This window comes from Kribbella monticola (genome assembly GCF_003261635.1).
GTDB classification, from domain to species: Bacteria; Actinomycetota; Actinomycetes; order Propionibacteriales; family Kribbellaceae; genus Kribbella; species Kribbella monticola.
This window is the reverse complement of record NZ_QFXK01000030.1, coordinates 253,238-269,768: the sequence shown is the minus strand read 5'-3', so window position 1 is coordinate 269,768 and position 16,531 is coordinate 253,238. Positions and strand designations below refer to the sequence as shown.

At 68.7% G+C, this 16,531-nt stretch carries 18 protein-coding genes; 12 read left to right on the top strand and 6 right to left on the bottom strand.

What is annotated here, in order from left to right; all coding sequences use genetic code 11:
• Positions 1-90: 90 nt before the first annotated feature.
• A complete protein-coding gene (locus DIZ26_RS17635) occupies positions 91-837 on the bottom strand; it encodes an SDR family oxidoreductase (RefSeq protein WP_232828415.1) in 747 nt (248 codons plus the stop codon).
• Positions 838-1,026: 189 nt separating this feature from the next.
• On the opposite strand from DIZ26_RS17635, the gene DIZ26_RS17630 reads away from it, so the two are divergent.
• Genes DIZ26_RS17630 through DIZ26_RS17615 form a run of 4 tightly spaced genes read left to right on the top strand, consistent with a single transcriptional unit; the run spans position 1,027 to position 4,192 of the window.
• Positions 1,027-2,499 carry an AlkA N-terminal domain-containing protein gene (locus DIZ26_RS17630; protein WP_269815392.1) on the top strand — a complete coding sequence of 491 codons (1,473 nt, stop codon included), beginning with the start codon at positions 1,027-1,029 and terminating at the stop codon, positions 2,497-2,499.
• 1 nt (position 2,500) lies between these two features.
• Positions 2,501-3,055 (top strand): GNAT family N-acetyltransferase, encoded by a 555-nt coding sequence (locus tag DIZ26_RS17625; protein WP_112242639.1) that lies wholly within the window; start codon positions 2,501-2,503, stop codon positions 3,053-3,055.
• Complete coding sequence (locus DIZ26_RS17620; protein ID WP_269815391.1) at positions 3,052-3,537, top strand: methylated-DNA--[protein]-cysteine S-methyltransferase; 486 nt, start codon at positions 3,052-3,054, stop codon at positions 3,535-3,537. The genes DIZ26_RS17625 and DIZ26_RS17620 overlap by 4 nt, the downstream gene beginning before the upstream one ends.
• A gap of 55 nt (positions 3,538-3,592) precedes the next feature.
• The gene (locus tag DIZ26_RS17615; protein WP_112242635.1) at positions 3,593-4,192 is read left to right on the top strand and encodes a YdeI/OmpD-associated family protein; all 600 of its coding nucleotides are present in this window, start codon (positions 3,593-3,595) and stop codon (positions 4,190-4,192) included.
• On the opposite strand, the gene DIZ26_RS17610 is transcribed toward DIZ26_RS17615, so the two are convergent.
• Positions 4,189-5,403, bottom strand: coding sequence for a cation:proton antiporter (locus DIZ26_RS17610; RefSeq protein ID WP_112242633.1), 1,215 nt, complete (start codon positions 5,401-5,403; stop codon positions 4,189-4,191). The two genes, DIZ26_RS17615 and DIZ26_RS17610, sit on opposite strands and share 4 nt — an antisense overlap.
• Before the next feature lie 4 nt (positions 5,404-5,407).
• The gene (locus DIZ26_RS17605; protein WP_112242631.1) at positions 5,408-5,893 is read right to left on the bottom strand and encodes a cation:proton antiporter regulatory subunit; all 486 of its coding nucleotides are present in this window, start codon (positions 5,891-5,893) and stop codon (positions 5,408-5,410) included.
• A gap of 121 nt (positions 5,894-6,014) precedes the next feature.
• Here DIZ26_RS17605 and DIZ26_RS17600 point away from each other — a divergent pair, with 121 nt between their 5' ends.
• Positions 6,015-6,557: a PadR family transcriptional regulator gene (locus tag DIZ26_RS17600; RefSeq protein ID WP_112242629.1), complete on the top strand. Its 543-nt coding sequence runs from the start codon at positions 6,015-6,017 to the stop codon at positions 6,555-6,557.
• Positions 6,554-8,566, top strand: coding sequence for an NADPH-dependent 2,4-dienoyl-CoA reductase (locus DIZ26_RS17595; protein WP_112242627.1), 2,013 nt, complete (start codon positions 6,554-6,556; stop codon positions 8,564-8,566). The genes DIZ26_RS17600 and DIZ26_RS17595 overlap by 4 nt, the downstream gene beginning before the upstream one ends.
• A 19-nt stretch (positions 8,567-8,585) precedes the next feature.
• Here the strand turns inward: DIZ26_RS17595 and DIZ26_RS17590 are convergent, their stop codons facing one another.
• Positions 8,586-9,422: a LysR family transcriptional regulator gene (locus DIZ26_RS17590; RefSeq protein ID WP_112242625.1), complete on the bottom strand. Its 837-nt coding sequence runs from the start codon at positions 9,420-9,422 to the stop codon at positions 8,586-8,588.
• Positions 9,423-9,526: 104 nt separating this feature from the next.
• On the opposite strand from DIZ26_RS17590, the gene DIZ26_RS17585 reads away from it, so the two are divergent.
• Entirely contained in the window at positions 9,527-10,252 is a 726-nt protein-coding gene (locus tag DIZ26_RS17585) for an SDR family oxidoreductase (protein ID WP_112242623.1), read from the top strand.
• A 16-nt stretch (positions 10,253-10,268) separates the two neighbouring features.
• On the opposite strand, the gene DIZ26_RS17580 is transcribed toward DIZ26_RS17585, so the two are convergent.
• Entirely contained in the window at positions 10,269-10,841 is a 573-nt protein-coding gene (locus tag DIZ26_RS17580; RefSeq protein WP_112242621.1) for an HhH-GPD-type base excision DNA repair protein, read from the bottom strand.
• 186 nt (positions 10,842-11,027) lie between these two features.
• Between DIZ26_RS17580 and DIZ26_RS17575 the strand changes: the two genes are divergently transcribed.
• Both DIZ26_RS17575 and DIZ26_RS17570 read left to right on the top strand, forming a co-directional pair.
• Positions 11,028-11,618 carry a TIGR03086 family metal-binding protein gene (locus DIZ26_RS17575; protein ID WP_112242619.1) on the top strand — a complete coding sequence of 197 codons (591 nt, stop codon included), beginning with the start codon at positions 11,028-11,030 and terminating at the stop codon, positions 11,616-11,618.
• A gap of 121 nt (positions 11,619-11,739) precedes the next feature.
• Positions 11,740-12,369: an HD domain-containing protein gene (locus DIZ26_RS17570; protein WP_112242617.1), complete on the top strand. Its 630-nt coding sequence runs from the start codon at positions 11,740-11,742 to the stop codon at positions 12,367-12,369.
• Here the strand turns inward: DIZ26_RS17570 and DIZ26_RS17565 are convergent, their stop codons facing one another.
• The gene (locus DIZ26_RS17565; RefSeq protein WP_112242615.1) at positions 12,370-13,626 is read right to left on the bottom strand and encodes an FAD-dependent monooxygenase; all 1,257 of its coding nucleotides are present in this window, start codon (positions 13,624-13,626) and stop codon (positions 12,370-12,372) included.
• A 187-nt stretch (positions 13,627-13,813) separates the two neighbouring features.
• Here DIZ26_RS17565 and DIZ26_RS17560 point away from each other — a divergent pair, with 187 nt between their 5' ends.
• From DIZ26_RS17560 to DIZ26_RS17550, 3 genes are all read left to right on the top strand, one after another.
• Positions 13,814-14,890 carry a TetR/AcrR family transcriptional regulator C-terminal domain-containing protein gene (locus DIZ26_RS17560; RefSeq protein ID WP_112242613.1) on the top strand — a complete coding sequence of 359 codons (1,077 nt, stop codon included), beginning with the start codon at positions 13,814-13,816 and terminating at the stop codon, positions 14,888-14,890.
• Between the two features lie 75 nt (positions 14,891-14,965).
• Entirely contained in the window at positions 14,966-15,847 is an 882-nt protein-coding gene (locus DIZ26_RS17555) for a hypothetical protein (protein ID WP_112242611.1), read from the top strand.
• A gap of 9 nt (positions 15,848-15,856) precedes the next feature.
• On the top strand, positions 15,857-16,531 hold the full coding sequence (locus tag DIZ26_RS17550) for an SDR family NAD(P)-dependent oxidoreductase (RefSeq protein ID WP_112242609.1): 675 nt from the start codon (positions 15,857-15,859) through the stop codon (positions 16,529-16,531).

The following is a 16,531-nucleotide window of genomic DNA, read 5'->3' as shown; positions in this document are numbered from 1 at the left end:
CACCGACACCTCCGTACTACGAGTCACCGGCTGAGGCGGCGCACAGGTTCCGACCGGCGACCCGTAGTACCGGGGTGGAGGGAGGGCGGGTCAGGCCGTGTGGCCGCCGTCGAGGGTCAGTTCGGTGCCGGTGACGTAGGCGGCGGCGGGGCCGGCGAGGTAGGTGATTGCGGTGGCGACCTCTTCGGCCGTACCGAAGCGGTCGAGGGCGAGGAAGGATCGCTGGGCTTCGGCGAAGGGGCCGTCGGCGGGGTTCATCGAGGTGTCGATCGGGCCGGGCTGGATGACGTTCGAGGTGATGTTGCGGTGGCCGAGTTCGCGCGCCAGGCCTTTGCTCAGGCCGATCAGGGCCGACTTGCTCATCGCGTACAGCGTCATCCCCGGGCTGGTCACGCGAGCAGCCGCGCAACTGCCGATGTGGATCATCCGGCCGCCGGCCGACAGCACCGACGCGGCCGCCTGCGCCGCGACGTACGCCCCGCGCACGTTGACCGCCAGCACGCGATCGACATCCTCGACCGCGAAGTCGGTGATCATCCCGATCGCCCCGACGCCCGCGTTGTTGACGAGGATGTCGAGGCCGCCCAGTCCGTCGGCGGCCTGCGTGACCGCACCCTTGACCGCTTCGGCATCCGCAGCATCGGCCTCGATCGCGAACCCACGCCGCCCGGCCGCCTCGATCCGCTTGACCACCTGGGCCGCGTCCTCCGGCGAACTCCGGTACGTGATCGCGACATCGGCCCCACGCTCCGCCAGAGCAACCGCTGCGGCCGCGCCGATCCCGCGGCTCCCGCCCGTCACCAGAGCCAGCTTGCCCGTCAGTTCAGTCATCGTCATCACTACCACTTTCGTCTTGTACTACGGACTTTCCGCCGTTCCATTCCACGTCCTGACCCCGGCCACCGCTGGCGGAAAAACGACCCCGGATCCTGACGTCGCTTTTCCGCCACCGGGCCGCCGGCTGCCCGGTGCCAGGTCGATGGCGTAAAACCGCTAGAGACTGTCGGTGGCAGCAGGGATGCTGGGGTGGTGCACGAATGTCGCGAGCGGTGTGTGCGGGCCGTCCAGTCCAAGGACGCCCGCTTCGACGGGTGGTTCTTCACGGCGGTGCTGACGACGAAGATCTACTGCCGGCCGAGTTGTCCGGTGGTCCCGCCGAAGGTCGAGAACATGCAGTTCTACCCCAGCGCCGCGGCCGCACAGCAGGCCGGCTTCCGCGCTTGCAAGCGATGCCGGCCGGATGCGAGTCCCGGTTCCCCGGAGTGGAACGATCGCGCCGACCTGGTCGCGCGGGCGATGCGGTTGATCGGTGACGGTGTGGTCGACCGCGACGGCGTACCGGGTTTGGCCGCGCAACTCGGCTACAGCGTTCGCCAGGTGCAGCGACAGCTCCAGGCGGAGTTGGGCGCCGGTCCGCTGGCGCTGGCTCGCGCTCAGCGTGCGCAGACCGCGCGACTGCTGATCGAGACCAGCCCGCTGCAGATGGCCGATGTCGCTTTCGCTGCGGGCTTTTCGAGCGTCCGGACGTTCAACGAGACTGTGCAGGAAGTCTTCGCTCTGTCACCGAGCGAGCTGCGCAGTCGCGCGAAGAAGGGCACGAATCCGAGCACGCCCGGCACGATCTCACTGCGCCTGCCGTTCCGTGCGCCGCTGACGCCGGACAACCTGTTCGGCCATCTCGTGGCGACCGGCGTCCCCGGCGTGGAGGAGTGGCGCGACGGTGCGTACCGGCGCACGCTGCGCTTGCCACACGGGCATGGCGTGGTCGCGCTGAAGCCGATGCCCGACCACATCGCCTGCCAGCTGTGGCTCACCGATCAGCGTGATCTCGCGATCGCGATCAGCCGGTGCCGCCGGATGCTCGACCTGGACGCGGACCCGATCGCTGTCGACGAGCAACTACGCACCGACCCGGTGCTCGCACCCTTGATCGACAAGGCGCCCGGGCGGCGGGTGCCGAGGACGGTGGACGGGCCCGAGTTCGCAGTACGAGCCGTCCTCGGGCAGCAAGTGTCGACTGCTGCCGCGCGGACTCATGCGAGCCGGTTGGTGCAGGCGTACGGCGATCCGATCGAGGATCCAGCCGGCGGATTGACCCACTTGTTCCCGCGGATGGACGCGCTGGCCGGGCTCGATCCGGAGACCCTGGCGTTCCCGAAATCGCGGCGTACGACGCTCACGACTCTGATCGCCACGCTGGCCGCTGGTGAGATCGACCTCGGTGCCGGTAGCGACTGGGATAAGGCGCGCGAGCAGTTGGCGGCGCTGCCCGGCATCGGCCCATGGACCGTCGAGTCGATCGCGATGCGCGCGCTCGGCGACCCGGACGCCTTTGTGGCAAGCGATCTGGGCATCCGTTATGCCGCCCGCGAGCTAGGGTTGCCGGAGGCACCGAAAGCACTGATCGAGCATGCGCGGGTCTGGCGACCTTGGCGCGCGTACGCCGTCCAGTATCTGTGGGCGACCGGAGACCATGCCATCAACAAGATTCCGGAGTGACATGAGCGAGCTGACCACCGACCGTCTGTTGTTGCGCCAGTGGAAGGACAGCGACTACGAACCGTTCGCCGCGCTGAACGCCGATCCCGCCGTGATGGAGCACTTCCCGGCGCCGATGACGCGGGAGGCCAGTGACGGCCTCATCGACCGCGTCCGGGCCGACCTGGACCGGCGCGGCTTCGGGCTGTGGGCGCTGGAAGTCCGGGAGACCGGCGAGTTCATCGGCTTCACCGGACTGTCGGTGCCGAGCTTCGACGCGCACTTCACTCCGGCGGTCGAGGTCGGCTGGCGGTTGTCGAAGGGGGCCTGGGGCAACGGCTATGCGACCGAGGCGGCGCTGGCCTCGCTGGCGTACGGATTCGGTCCGGCCGGCCTCGACGAGATCGTGTCGTTCACCGCGACCACCAACCTGCCGTCGCAACGGGTGATGCAGCGGATCGGGATGACCCACGACGAAGCCGACGATTTCGATCACCCGCGGCTCGAGCCCGGCCATCGACTCGAACGCCACGTCCTCTACCGGATCACCCGGGAGCAATGGGAGAGCCGGTCGTGAGTTATGCGGTGATCGACAGCCCGGTCGGGTTGCTGACGCTGGTCTCGTCGGCGGACGGCGAACTGACCGGCGTCTACATGGAGCAGCATCGCCATCGGCCGGAGCTGGAGACGTTCGGTGCGCGCGACGACGCAGTACTGCCGGCCGTCGCTGAGCAGTTGCGCGAGTACTTCGAGGATGGCCGGACCACCTTCGACGTACCGCTCCGGATGAACGGCACTCCGTTCCAGCAGCGGGTCTGGGCGGCGCTGCAAGAGATCCCGTACGGCGAGATCACGACGTACGGCGAACTGGCCGCGTCCCTCGGTCTGGTGCCGGGTGCATCCCGTGCCGTCGGCCTCGCGAACGGGAAGAACCCGATCAGCATCATCGTCCCGTGCCACCGGGTGGTCGGCTCGAACGGCAGCCTGACCGGGTACGGCGGCGGCCTCGATCGCAAGCAGCACCTGCTCGACCACGAGCGCGCCGACGTACTCTTCTGAATCGCTCGAGATAAGCGCTCATTCGGTGAGCACTTATCCGGCGCATGCTCTTGGTATGAGCACACAAACCGCGCAGGTAGTCACCGATGAATCAGCAACCGAACTGGCGACCGTCGCCGACTGGCGCGAGTGGCTGACCGCCAACGCCGACGCGGAGCGCACGGTCTGGCTCGTCATCCACAACAAGACCAGCGGCCGGGCGAACTTCGAGATGCCCGAACTGGTCGAGCAGGCGCTCTGCTTCGGATGGATCGACGCGAAGGCGATCAAGCGGGATGCGCACAGCCGGTACCAGCAGTTCACCCGGCACAACCCGCGCAGCACCTGGAGCTGCATCAACCGGGACCGGATCGAGAAGCTCACCGCGGCTGGGCTGATGATGCCGCCCGGGCAGGAGCTGGTCGACCACGCCAAGAAGAGTGGCGCCTGGGACTGCCTGGCGGAGGCTCAGGCCGGCATCGTCCCCGCCGACCTGCAGGCCGAACTCGACCGCAACCCGGTCGCCGCAGGCCATTTCGCGGCCTTCCCGTCTTCGTCCCGGATCCGCATCCTCAGCTGGATCGCCGGCGCCAAGCGCCCCGAAACCCGCCACTCCCGCATCACCGAAGCGGTGGCCCTCGCCACCACCAACCGCCGCGCCAACCACCCGAACTAAGTGGTGGTGTTTGCAGGGGCATCGAGACGTTCTGCGGCTGGGGGATCGGCAGGTGGGGTGCGGAAGGACTTGAGTTTGCGGACGGCGGGTTCGGTGTAGCGGGCGGTGATCGGGCCGAGGATGACCAGGATCAGCACGTACGCCGTTGCGAGCGGGCCGAGTCGTGGTTCGACACCGACCGCGAGGCCCGCGATCACGATGGAGAACTCGCCGCGCGCCACCAACGTCCCACCAGCGCGCCAGCGACCCGCCGGTTTCACGCCGGCCTTGCGAGCGGCGTACCAACCGGTGGCGATCTTCGTCAGGGCCGTGAACACGGCGAGCGCCAACGCGATCCCGAGGACCGGCGGGATGTCGGCCGGATCCGTGCTCAAGCCGAAGAACACGAAGAACACCGCCGCGAAGAGATCGCGCAACGGGCTCAGCAGATTGCGCGCACCCTTCGCGACCTCGCCGGACAACGCGATGCCGACCAGGAACGCACCGACCGCAGCCGACACCTGCAGTCGTGCGGCGATCCCCGCCACGAGCAGCGTCAGACCGAGTACGACGAGCAGCAGCATCTCGGGATTGTCCGAGGACACCGCGCGGCTGATCAGCCGTCCGTACCGCAGTGCCACGAACAACACGATGCTCACCGTGCCCAGCGAGATCAGCAGCGTGATGCTTCCACCGGCGAAACCGACACCGGCCAGCAATGCCGTCAGGATCGGCAGGTAGACCGCCATCGACAGGTCTTCGAGGACGAGAATCCCCAGCACCACTGGAGTTTCGCGGTTGCCCAGCCGGCCGAGATCGCCGACCACCTTCGCGATCACGCCCGACGATGAGATCCAGGTGACACCGGCGAGCGCGACGGCTGCCACTGGACCCATTCCGAGCAGCAACGCGATCGCGGCTCCGGGCAGAGCGTTCAGCAAGAAGTCGACGATGCCGGACAGGTACTGCGTCTTCAGCGTGCCGACCAGATCCGCTGCGGTGTACTCGAGTCCGAGCAGCAACAGCAGCAGGATCACGCCGATTTCGGCGCCGGTGGCAACGAACTCCTCACTGGCATCCAACGGCAGCAGGCCGCCGTGCCCGAACGCGAGTCCGGCCAGCAGATACAGCGGAATCGGCGAGAACCCGACCCGCCCGGCGATCCGCCCGAGAATGCCAAGCGCAAGCAGTACCGCGCCGAGCTCGATCAGCAACGAGGTCGTCTCGTGCATCCGCTCAGCTACCCGAGATCAGGTCGGAGACCGCGTCGACGCCTTCGCGGGTGCCGACGACGACGAGGGTGTCGCCGGTCGCGAAGCGGAAGTCCGGCGTCGGCGACGGGATCGCGCCCGTCCGGCGGAGTACCGCCACGATCGAGGCCCCGGTCCGGCTGCGCGCCTGGGTGTCGCCGAGCGTACGACCGGCGTACGGCGATCTGGCGGTGAGCTGGATCTGCTCGGTGACCAGGTCGATCTCGATCGCGGCCGGCAGCGCGTCGGTCGGGCTGGGCAGGAGCAACTGGCTGAGCGCGGCGGCCTCGCCGGGATGCAGCGGCACCGAGTCGCGGCAGTTGTCGTCGTCCTCGGGATCGTGGAAGCCGAGGAACCGCCGGCCGTCGGTGTGCACCACCACCGAGACGTGCTTGCCGCCTTCGGTGGTCAGGTCGTACCGGGTGCCGATCCCGGGCAACGTCGTCCTGGTCGGGTGGGCCTGCTGGTCCATACCGCTCCGATCCGCAATAGCTGGCGTCTGCAACCATTATCCCAGGCGATCCCAACCCTTCACTGTGATTCACCTTGCAATCAGGTGCAGTGCAACGAGTTGCATAGCTAGATTAGCCGGTATGGCGTTGGAGCACGCGATCCTGGTGTCGCTGACCGAGCGGGCCGGGTCGGGGTACGAGCTGGCGCACCGGTTCGACCGGTCGATCGGCTTCTTCTGGCCTGCCACCCACCAGCAGATCTACCGGGTGCTGCGCCGCATGGACGAGGCCGGCTGGGTCACCCACACCGAGGTCGCGCAGGAAGGCCGCCCGGACAAGAAGGTCTACCAGGTCTCCGCGACCGGCCGCGACGAACTGGCCCGCTGGCTGGCCGAACCGGTCGACCCCGCCGTCCTCCGCGACGGCCTCGCGGTGAAGATCCGAGGCGCGTCGCTCGGAGACACAGCCGCCGTACTGCGGGAAGTCGTGCGCCACCGTGGTGAGCACGCCGCCCTCCTGGAGGTCTACCGCGGCATCCAGCGTCGCGACTTCCCCAAACCGGCCAAGCTCAGCGGCCGCGAACTCCATCAGTACCTGGTACTCCGCGGCGGCATCCGGGCCGAAGAATCGTTCCTGGCCTGGTGTGACGAGGTCATCGAGGCACTGCGATCGGAGCAGTCATGAGTGCGTACCCCAACCTGCTGGCCCCCCTCGACCTCGGCCACGTCACCCTCAAGAACCGGGTGATCATGGGCTCGATGCACACCGGCCTCGAGGACCGGGCCAAGGACCTGCCCAAACTCGCCGCGTACTTCGCCGAGCGGGCGCGGGGCGGCGTCGGCCTGATGGTGACCGGTGGCTACGCGCCGAACCGGACCGGGTGGCTCACGCCCTTCGGCTCCAAGCTGACCAGTCGCGGCCAGGCTCGCAAACACCGGATCGTCACCGATGCCGTGCATGCCGAAGGTGGCCTGATCGCGTTGCAGATCCTGCACGCCGGGCGGTATGCGTACCACCCGTTCAGCGTCTCCGCCTCGGCCTTGAAGGCGCCGATCAACCCGTTCAAGCCGCGAGCGCTGTCAGACCGAGGCGTACGCCGCCAGCTCGCCGCGTACGTCGAGTGTGCGGCGCTGGCGCGCGAAGGCGGGTACGACGGGGTCGAGGTGATGGGCTCCGAGGGCTACTTCATCAATCAGTTCCTCGCCGAACGGACCAACAAGCGCGCGGACCGCTGGGGCGGTAGCCCGGAGAACCGGCGCCGGCTGGCGGTCGAGATCGTCCGGGGGATCCGCGAGCGGGTCGGCCCGGACTTCCTGATCATCTACCGGTTGTCGATGGCCGACCTGGTCGAAGGCGGCCAGAGCTGGGAAGAAGTCGTTGCGCTGGGCAAGGAGGTCGAAGCGGCCGGTGCCTCGATCATCAACACCGGCATCGGCTGGCACGAGGCCCGGGTGCCGACGATCGTCACCTCGGTACCGCGAGCGGCGTTCACTTCGGTGACGGCCTCGTTCCGCCCGCACGTGAACATTCCGGTGGTCACCTCGAACCGGATCAACCTGCCGCAGGTCGGCGAAGAGGTGCTGGCGCGCGGTGACGCCGACCTGATCAGCATGGCCAGGCCGTTCCTGGCCGACCCGGAATGGGTGCTCAAGGCAACCACCGACCGGGCCGACGAGATCAACGTGTGCATCGCCTGCAATCAGGCCTGCCTGGACCACGTGTTCGCGAAGAAGACCGCCAGTTGCATGGTGAACCCGCGTGCGGCGCACGAGACCGAACTGGTGCTGCTGCCGACCCGGCGTACAAAGAAGATCGCTGTGGTGGGCGCGGGGCCTGCCGGACTCGCCGCTGCGGTGACCGCGGCCGAGCGGGGGCATCAGGTCGAGTTGTTCGAGGCCGATGACGAGATCGGCGGGCAGTTCGGGATCGCGCAGAAGATCCCCGGCAAGGAGGAGTTCGCGGAGACGATCCGGTACTACCGGCGACGACTCGACCTGACCGGGGTGAAGCTCCACCTCGGCCATCGAGCGACGGCCGAGGATCTCAACGGGTTCGACGAGGTCGTGCTGGCAACCGGGGTCGTCCCGCGCGTGCCGGACATCCCGGGCATCGAGCACGAGAAGGTGCTCTCGTACGTCGACGTCGTACGGCATGGATGCCCCGTTGGTACGTCGGTCGCCGTGGTCGGTGCAGGTGGGATCGGCGTGGATGTGAGCGAGTTCTTGACGACCACCGAGTCGCCGACGCTGGACTTGGCGGCGTGGAAGGCCGAGTGGGGTGTCACGGATCCGACCCTCGCGCCCGGCGCTCTCACCACGCCGCGACCTGAGGCGTCGCCGCGCAAGGTCTACCTGCTGCAGCGCAAGCCCGGGAAGATCGGCGCCGGCCTTGGCAAGACGACCGGCTGGGTGCACCGCGCAGCCCTGAAGAACAAGCAGGTCGAGCAACTCCGTGGCGTCAACTACGAACGCATCGACGACGACGGCCTGCACATCACCTTCGGCCCCAACCACGAGAACCCACGCACTCTCGCCGTCGACACCGTCGTCATCTGCGCCGGCCAAGAACCCGTCCGCGACCTCGCCGCCACCCTCACCACGCCCGTCCACCTCATCGGCGGCGCCGACTTAGCAGTCGAACTAGACGCCAAACGAGCCATCAACCAAGCCACCCGCCTAGCTGCCACCCTCTGACGAACAAGTGACGGAGCGGCTACAGGCGGGTCGCGGTACGGACGAGGTCAGCGACGGCTTTGGTTCTGGTGAGTGGTTGCCAGGCGATGACGGTCGTGACGGCCGGTGCGTCCGGCACCGGCACGACGGCATGATCGACGCGTAGCTGTGCTCCGAGCGACTCCGGCATGACTGCGCAGGCCCGTCCGAGCGTGATCAGCTGGGTCAACTGGGTATGGTCGCGAACCTGCGGACCGACGCCGTCGGAATAACTGCCATCTCGCCGAGGCCAGCGCGGCAGGGGCGGATCCGTCAAGGCGGAGACCTCAGCCATCGACAGCTGGGGCCGGTTGGCGAGGGCGTGTCCCGCCGGCAGCACCACGACTTGCCCTTCGCTGTAGAGGTCCTCGGTGTCGAAGCCGGCCGTCGTGTCGTAGGGCCGGTGGAGCAGAGCAACGTCGGCACGCCCGGTTCGGAGCAGGCCTTCCGTCTCGCCGGGCCCGCACAGCATCACGTCGACCGCGACAGCGCCCGGTTCGGCGGCATAGGCGTCCAGCAGCTTCGACAACAGTTCGCTGGATGCTCCGGCCTTGGCGGCCAGCACCACACCAGGTCGGTCGGCGGCGCGGCGAGTGCGGCGCTCGGCGGCTTCGACCGCGTCGAGCACGGTCCGGGCCTCCAGCAGCAGCACCGACCCGGCATCGGTCAAAGTGATCCCGCGAGCAGTGCGGTGAAAGAGAAGGAGACCGAGCCGCCGTTCCAGTTGCTGAATCGCCCGCGACAGTGGTGGTTGCGCCATCGCGAGCCGTTCTGCCGCCCGCCCGAAATGCAGCTCCTCGGCGACGGCGACGAAATACCGCAACTCCCGCGTCTCCACCAGCGCATCGTATCCGCGCTGACCAGGACCGATACCGGTGCGGTATCGCCGGCCACCCGACCGGTCTTGGACGGCTCACCGGAGCCCGCCCCAAGATCGACGGTATGAGTCAACGGAGGATCGCGCTGGTGACCGGCGCGAACAAAGGAATCGGATACGAGATCGCCGCAGGCCTGGGCGACCTCGGCTGGCAGGTCGGCGTGGGAGCGAGGGATCGGCAACGCCGCGACACCGCGGTCGAGAAGCTGCGCGCGGCCGGCATCGACGCGTTCGGTGTGCCGCTCGACGTGACCGACGACGCGAGTGTGACCGCGGCGGCCGAGCTGATCGCCGATCGCTTCGGAGGGCTCGACGTCCTGGTCAACAACGCTGCGATCACCGGACAGATGCCACAGGTACCCAGCACGGTCGATCCCGCGATCGTGAGAGACGTCGTGGAAACCAACGTGATCGGAGTCATCCGGGTCACCAACGCGATGCTGCCCATGCTGCGTGCCTCGACAGCACCGCGCATCGTCAATCTGTCCAGCAGCGTCGGCTCGCTCACCCTGCAAACCACACCCGGCGTCGACATGGGCCCGGTACCCGCCGCCTACCTGGCGTCGAAGACCTTCCTCAACGCCGTCACCATCCAATACGCCAAAGAACTGCGCGACACCGGCATCCTGATCAACTCCGGCTGCCCGGGTTTCACCGCCACCGACCTCAACGGCTTCCGCGGCGTCCGCACCCCTCAACAGGGCGCGGCCATCGCGATTCACCTCGCGACCCTGCCCGACAACGGACCCACCGGCGGATTCTTCGACGACGCCGGCCCAGTGGCCTGGTGACGGGCCGTCGTACGGGCTACTTGGCAGTTGCGGCTTTGGCGGCCGCCTTCTTCTGCTGTTTGTATTCGCGGACCTTGGACAGGGAGGTGGCGTCTACGACGTCGGCCACCGAGCGGTAGCCGTCGAGGGCGTAGTCGCCGGCGGCTGCTTCCCAGCCGTCGGGGCGGATGCCGAGTTGCTTGGCGAGCAGGGCGACGAAGATCTGGGCCTTCTGCTTGCCGAAGCCGGGGAGTTCCTGGACCCGGTTGAGGAGTTCCTTGCCGGTCGTCGGCTCGGTCCACAGCCGCGTCACGTCGCCGTCGTACTTCGACTCGACCAGCGCGGCGAGCTCCTGCAGCCGGGCCGACATCGACCCGGGGAACCGGTGGATCGCCGGCGGCCGGCTGCACAACTCCTTGAACGCCTCCGGCTCAGCAGCGGCGATAGCGGCCGGATCGAGCGTGCCGAACCGGCTCAGCACCTTCCACCCACCCCGGAACGCATGCTCCATCCCGTACTGCTGATCCAGCATCATGCCCATCAGCACAGCGAACGGATATTCGTCGAGAACCTGGTCGGCGGCCGGCTCGTTGGCGATCTGAAAGCCCATAGCTGCATGTTCGCACGACTCGCGGTCGCTCACTGCCTGACCGTACTGCGGTACGCGCGGCAACCTCGTCGTACCGGCGTGCGGGTTATCCCCTGTGCCTGAGGCGATCCACGCCGCAACGCGGGCGGGTGGGGAGTGGCGGGCCTATGCTCGGCGAGGGCAGGGCGACGACGTGGAGGAGCGCGGATGGACATCCGGGATCTGGATCGGCGGGCCGGCGCATTACTCGGCGAAGTGGTCATGCAGGTGCGGCCGGAGCAACTCTGGTTCCCGACGCCGTGCCCGGACTGGACGGTTCGCGGTCTGCTGCGGCACATCGTCAGCGAGAACGAGGGCTTCGCCGCCGCTGCCACCGACGGGTCGGCGCCCGTGCAGACCTGGACCGGTGGGCGGCTCGGTGACAACCCGGCCGGCGCGTACCGGCGGTCGAACGTGCGGGTCGCCGAGGCGTTCGCCGACGGGGGAGCGCTGGACCGGCCGATGGAGGTCCGCGAGTTCGGCACGTTCCCGCGCCGGGTGGCGCTGACGTTCCGGCAACTCGACTGCGTGGTGCACGCGTGGGACCTGGCCCGGGCGATCGACATCGCGTACGACCCGCCCGCCGACATGGTCGAGATCGCGCTCACGCTGGCCCGCCGCATCCCGGACACCGACTCCACCCGCGGACCCGGAGCCGCCTTCGAACGCAGCGTCAAGGTCCCCGGCGACGCCTCCGACCTGGCCACCCTCCTCGCCCTCCTGGGCCGCAACCCCGACTGGATCTCCCCCCTCGACTGACCCACCCCCTCCGGTACTGCGTGTCGCCGCGTGTCCGGATCTGTGGGGTTCGCGTCCGGTTCGCGGGCCCTGAGGGGCTCTCGCCTCGGTGAGGCTGGAAACTCACCCTCGAGGAGGACCTGTGAACCGCATTGCCGACATCGAGATCCCGGACAGCAAGCTCGCCACCGAGGCGACCGAACTGGTCCGCGATCTCACCGACGACCTGATCTACCACCACTCGCGCCGGGTGTTCCTGTTCGGCTCGTTGCAGGGCCGGGAGCTGAAGTACGACCCCGAACTCCTGTACGTCGGCGCGATGTTCCACGACCTCGGCCTCACCAGCGCCTACCGCGATTCGATGCAGCGCTTCGAACTCGACGGTGCCGACGCAGCCGCCACCTTCCTCCGCGACCGTGGCATCAACGAAGCGGACGCCGAACTCGTCTGGACCGCGATCGCCCTGCACACGACGCCGGAGATCCCGCACCACCTGCGCCCCGAGATCGCGCTCGTCACCGCCGGCGTCGAGGCCGACGTACTCGGCATCGCCCTCGACCGCATCCCGGCGGCAGCGCGTGCCGAGATCGTCGCCGCGCACCCACGACCCGACTTCAAGAACCGCATCCTCGAAGCCTTCACGCACGGCATCGAGCACCGCCCCGCGACCACCTTCGGCAACGTCAAGGCCGACGTCCTGGCCCGCTTCGTCCCCGGCTTCCAGCCGATCAACTTCGTCGACACCATCCTGAACTCCGCCTGGCCGGAGTAGTCACTCCGGCCGCAACGCCGGCTCGACCGCGGCGATCCGGCCGGGACCAGCGGCGCCCGACAGCGCGTCGTACGACGTCAGCGAGATCTCGTCCGGACTGCCCGCGGCCGCCTTGGCCAGTAGCGGGCGGAACGGACGCGAGGTCATCAACCGGGTGGCGGTGTTGCGGAGCATGATGCCGGCGCTCGTCATCGGCATCGCCATCTTGATCCCACCCGGCGGCAGTTCCATCCGCTGGTCGACATACGCCTGCATCCGGGCCTGGTACGCCGGGTACGCGCGCAGGTGGTTGCCCTCGGCAATGGCCAGTTCGCTCGCCAAGCAGTAGGCGCCCACCAGTGACAGCGCAGTACCGTGTCCTGCCAGTGGCGAACCGCAGTAGCCCGCGTCACCGATCAGTACTACGCGACCGCGCGACCACTCCGGTACGACGACCTGGCTGGTCGTGTCGAAGTAGAAGTCGTCCGCGTCGGGCAGTTGCTCGAGGATGTTCGCCGTGTGCCAGCCGAGCCCACCGAACGTCTTCGCCAGCAGCGCCTTCTGCTCCTGCACGTTCCGCCGGTCGTAGCTGATCGTGGCGGAGCGGAAGTTGAGCAGCGCCTTCGCCTGGCGCGGGTCGTGGTCCGGCCGCAGCCCGACCCAGCGACCGCCCGGGGCGGAGTAGATCTTCATCCACCCGTCCAGTGGCTCGGGGGTCTCGACGGTGAAGAAGGCGCCGTACCCACCGAGATGACGGACGTACTCCGACTCCGGCCCGAATGCGATCGAGCGCACCCGCGAGTGCACGCCGTCGGCCCCGACGACCAGGTCGAACCGGCGCTCGCCGCCTTCCCGGAAGGTGACCACGACACCGCGGTCGTCCTCGGTCAGCGCGGTGACCGAGTCGCCGTACAGGTACTCCACGTTGCCTGCGGTCGCGTCGAGCAGGATCTGGGCGAGGTCGCCGCGGAGGATCTCGAGTTCGGCGACCGGGCCGGCGCCGTCGAGCAGGTCGACCGGCATCGCGGCGGACCGACGGCCGGAGGCCCGCACGTACTCCATCCCGCGCTCGTGCATCAGCTTTGCCTCGATCGCCGGCATCAGCCCCATCCGGGTGACGACCTCGCGGGCGATACCGCGGATGTCGACGGTCTGGCCGCCGGGGCGAGGTGTGGCGGCGACCTCGACGACGGTCGGGCGGAACCCGTACCGCTGCAGCCAGTAGGCGAGTGCTGGTCCGGCGATCCCGGCCCCGGAGATCAATACGTTCTTCGACATCCGACTTCCTTTCGTTGGGGTAGTGCACGTACGGTGTATACGAGGACGTTAACCAGCTCCGCCGCTCTACCCCTGGGAATCCGCGACTGCCCTAGTGCACCAATTTCTGGGCCGCTCCCGGTTCAGCGGGCGGGGAGCCGGAGACCGTGACCGGGTGCACCAGGTGCACTAGTGCGAGAGGAAGTCGATGAACGACGCGCCGTACCAGCGGATCGCCGCGGAGCTCCGGGACCTGATCCGAACCGGCAAGCTCAAGCCGGGCGATCGGGTCCCGTCGACCCGCGCCCTGATCCGCGACCACGGCATCGCGATGGCCACCGCGACAAAGGTTCTCGCCCTGCTCCAGCAGGAACGCCTCATCCATCCCCGCCCCGGCGTAGGCAACGTCGTCGGCCCACCCCCACGCCGCCCACCCACCCCCCGCAGCACCCTCCGCGCCACCGGCGTTCCGCGCGCCTCCGGCGCGGCCGGCGATCGGGGCGCCTCCCTCGTCGCCGGTGTTGCGGGCGATCGCGGCGCTCTTCGGGCAGCGCCCTCCGGCACCTCGCGCGCTTCCGGCGCGAATGGCGCTGGTGGACAAGGGCGGGTGGAGGCAGGGGAGGAGTTGTTGAGTCGGGAGCTGGTGGTGCGGGTGGCGATCGGGATCGCCGATGCGGAGGGGATGCCCGCTTTGTCCATGCGCCGGATCGCGACCGAGCTGGGTGTCTCGACCATGGCCCTCTACCGGTACGTCGGCGGCAAGGACGCTCTGATCCTCCAGATGGTCGACACGGCGATCGGCGATTTCCCCTTTCCTGCAAGGCGTCCCAGCAACTGGCGCGATGCCGTCGAGCAAACCGCGCGCCTGCAATGGTCGGCGTACCGGCAGCACCTCTGGCTGCCGAGTGCTCTCACCATTGGCCGCCCGCAGGTCCTCCCGAAGCTGCTGCCACACACCGACGCCGTACTGCGTGCCGTCGCCGGGTTCGGCCTCGACGCGAGCACCGCCATGTACGCCGCGATCACCGTCTTCGGCTACGTGCGCGGCGTCGCCCTCAACCTCGAACCCGAAGTCCAGGCCGAGCAGGACACCGGCATGACCGCCGACGAGTGGGCCGCGCACCAGGCCAACCTGCTCGGCGGCCTGGTGCAGACCGAGGACCTCCCCGGGTTCCGGGCGCTGGCGATCCCGGACGGTTTCGACTTCGACTTCGACCTGGACCAGCTCTTCGAGTTCGGTCTGACACTCGTGCTCGACGGTCTCGCGGTCAGGCTCGGCGTCTGACCACCGCGGGACACTTGTGTTGTGCGGTTCGGCGCAGCTGCACCGCTACGCTGAGTGTTCGACGGAGGAGGTGGCATGGCGCTGGAGCCGGTGTTCGCGCCCGACGTACCGCTGCAGGTGCGCCGGCTGTACGAGCGCAAGCCGGAGCTGTTCGTCCCCGCCGGCCGGCCACGACCGAAGCGGGAGACCTCCTGGTCGACCGCGCCGGGAGCGACCTTCGGATCGCTGCTGGTCTGGCTCGCGATCTGTGTCGGCGGCTGGATTCTCGGGCTCATCGTCTTCGCCATCACGCTGCCGACCGCGGTCGCCGCATGGTCCGCGCTCGCGCTCGCTGTCGTCGCCGTCGTACTGACCGCTGGGGTCGCCGTCAGTTCGGCCGTCGAGGACCGCGGTCACAAGGCCGTCCGGCTGCAGCACGGCAAGTACCTGTTGCCCGAGGACTTCGACGAGGAAGCCGGTCGGGTGCTCGGCCGCGCCCAGCGCGCGGTCCGAACGGTGCTCGGGGCAACGGTCACGCAGCGCGGCCTGCTCGACGAGATGCAGAACGAGCTGGTCCTGCCCGAGCAGCTCTGGGACATCGGCCAGGTCCTGCACGAGCAATCCGTACTCCGCGCCCGCCAGCGCGACATCGCCCGCGGGATGGCAACGGCCGAGCTCGAAGCCGTCCTCGGCCCGCAACGCCGGGCGCTCACCCGCTCGGCCGACGCGATCAAACGCAAGGTCGAACTACTCGAGCGGTACGCCGACCGGGTCCGCTCCGCCGATGCGGCCCTCCGCGCTGAGGCGGCCTTGGAAGACGGTGATCGCTACATCGAACTCCTCGCCCGGACGGAGCCGGCCGGTGACACCAGCGTCGTCCAGGGCTTCGCCGACGAGGCCGCCGCGCTTCGCGACACCCTCTCCCGCAGCATCGAATCCGCCCGAGCCGCCGGGCGCACCCTGGCTCTCCCGGACTAGCCTTCGGCCATGAGTCGGACTGTGATCGTGGCGGGCGGGACTGGTGGGCTCGGGTCCGCGGTGACCGCGGAATTTCTGACGGCCGGCTGGCGGGTCGTCGTACCGGGGCGCAGTGAGGCGACGCTGGCCTCGCTGGGGCAGCACGAGCGGCTGCAGACGCTCGTTGCGGATCTGTCCGATCCAGCGGGTGCGCAGCAGGTGGCTGAGCTTGCCGCTGCTGATCAGGACGCACCGGTCAAGGCGCTGCTCAACCTCGTCGGCGGATTCGCTTCCGGCGCGAGGGTGCACGAGACGCCGATCGAGGACTTCGAAAACCAACTGCGGTTGAACCTCCGCCCGATGTACCTGATCACGCAGGCCGCGCTCCCGTACCTGATCGCGGCCGGCGGGGGAGCGATCGTCTGTACGTCGAGTGGTTCCGCGTTGAAGCCGTTCGCCGGAGCCGCCGGCTACATCACCGCGAAGGCCGGTGTGCTCGCCTTCGTGGACGCGCTCGCCGTCGAGTACGCCAAGGACAACATCCGCGTCAACGCGATCGTCCCGGGCACCATCGACACCCCCGCCAACCGCCAGGCCCGGCCGACCGCCAACACCACCACCTGGACCCCACCCACCCGGATCGCCACCGTTCTCCGCTTCCTGGCCGAGAACGACTCACTCACCGGGGCCCACCTCCCGGTCTGA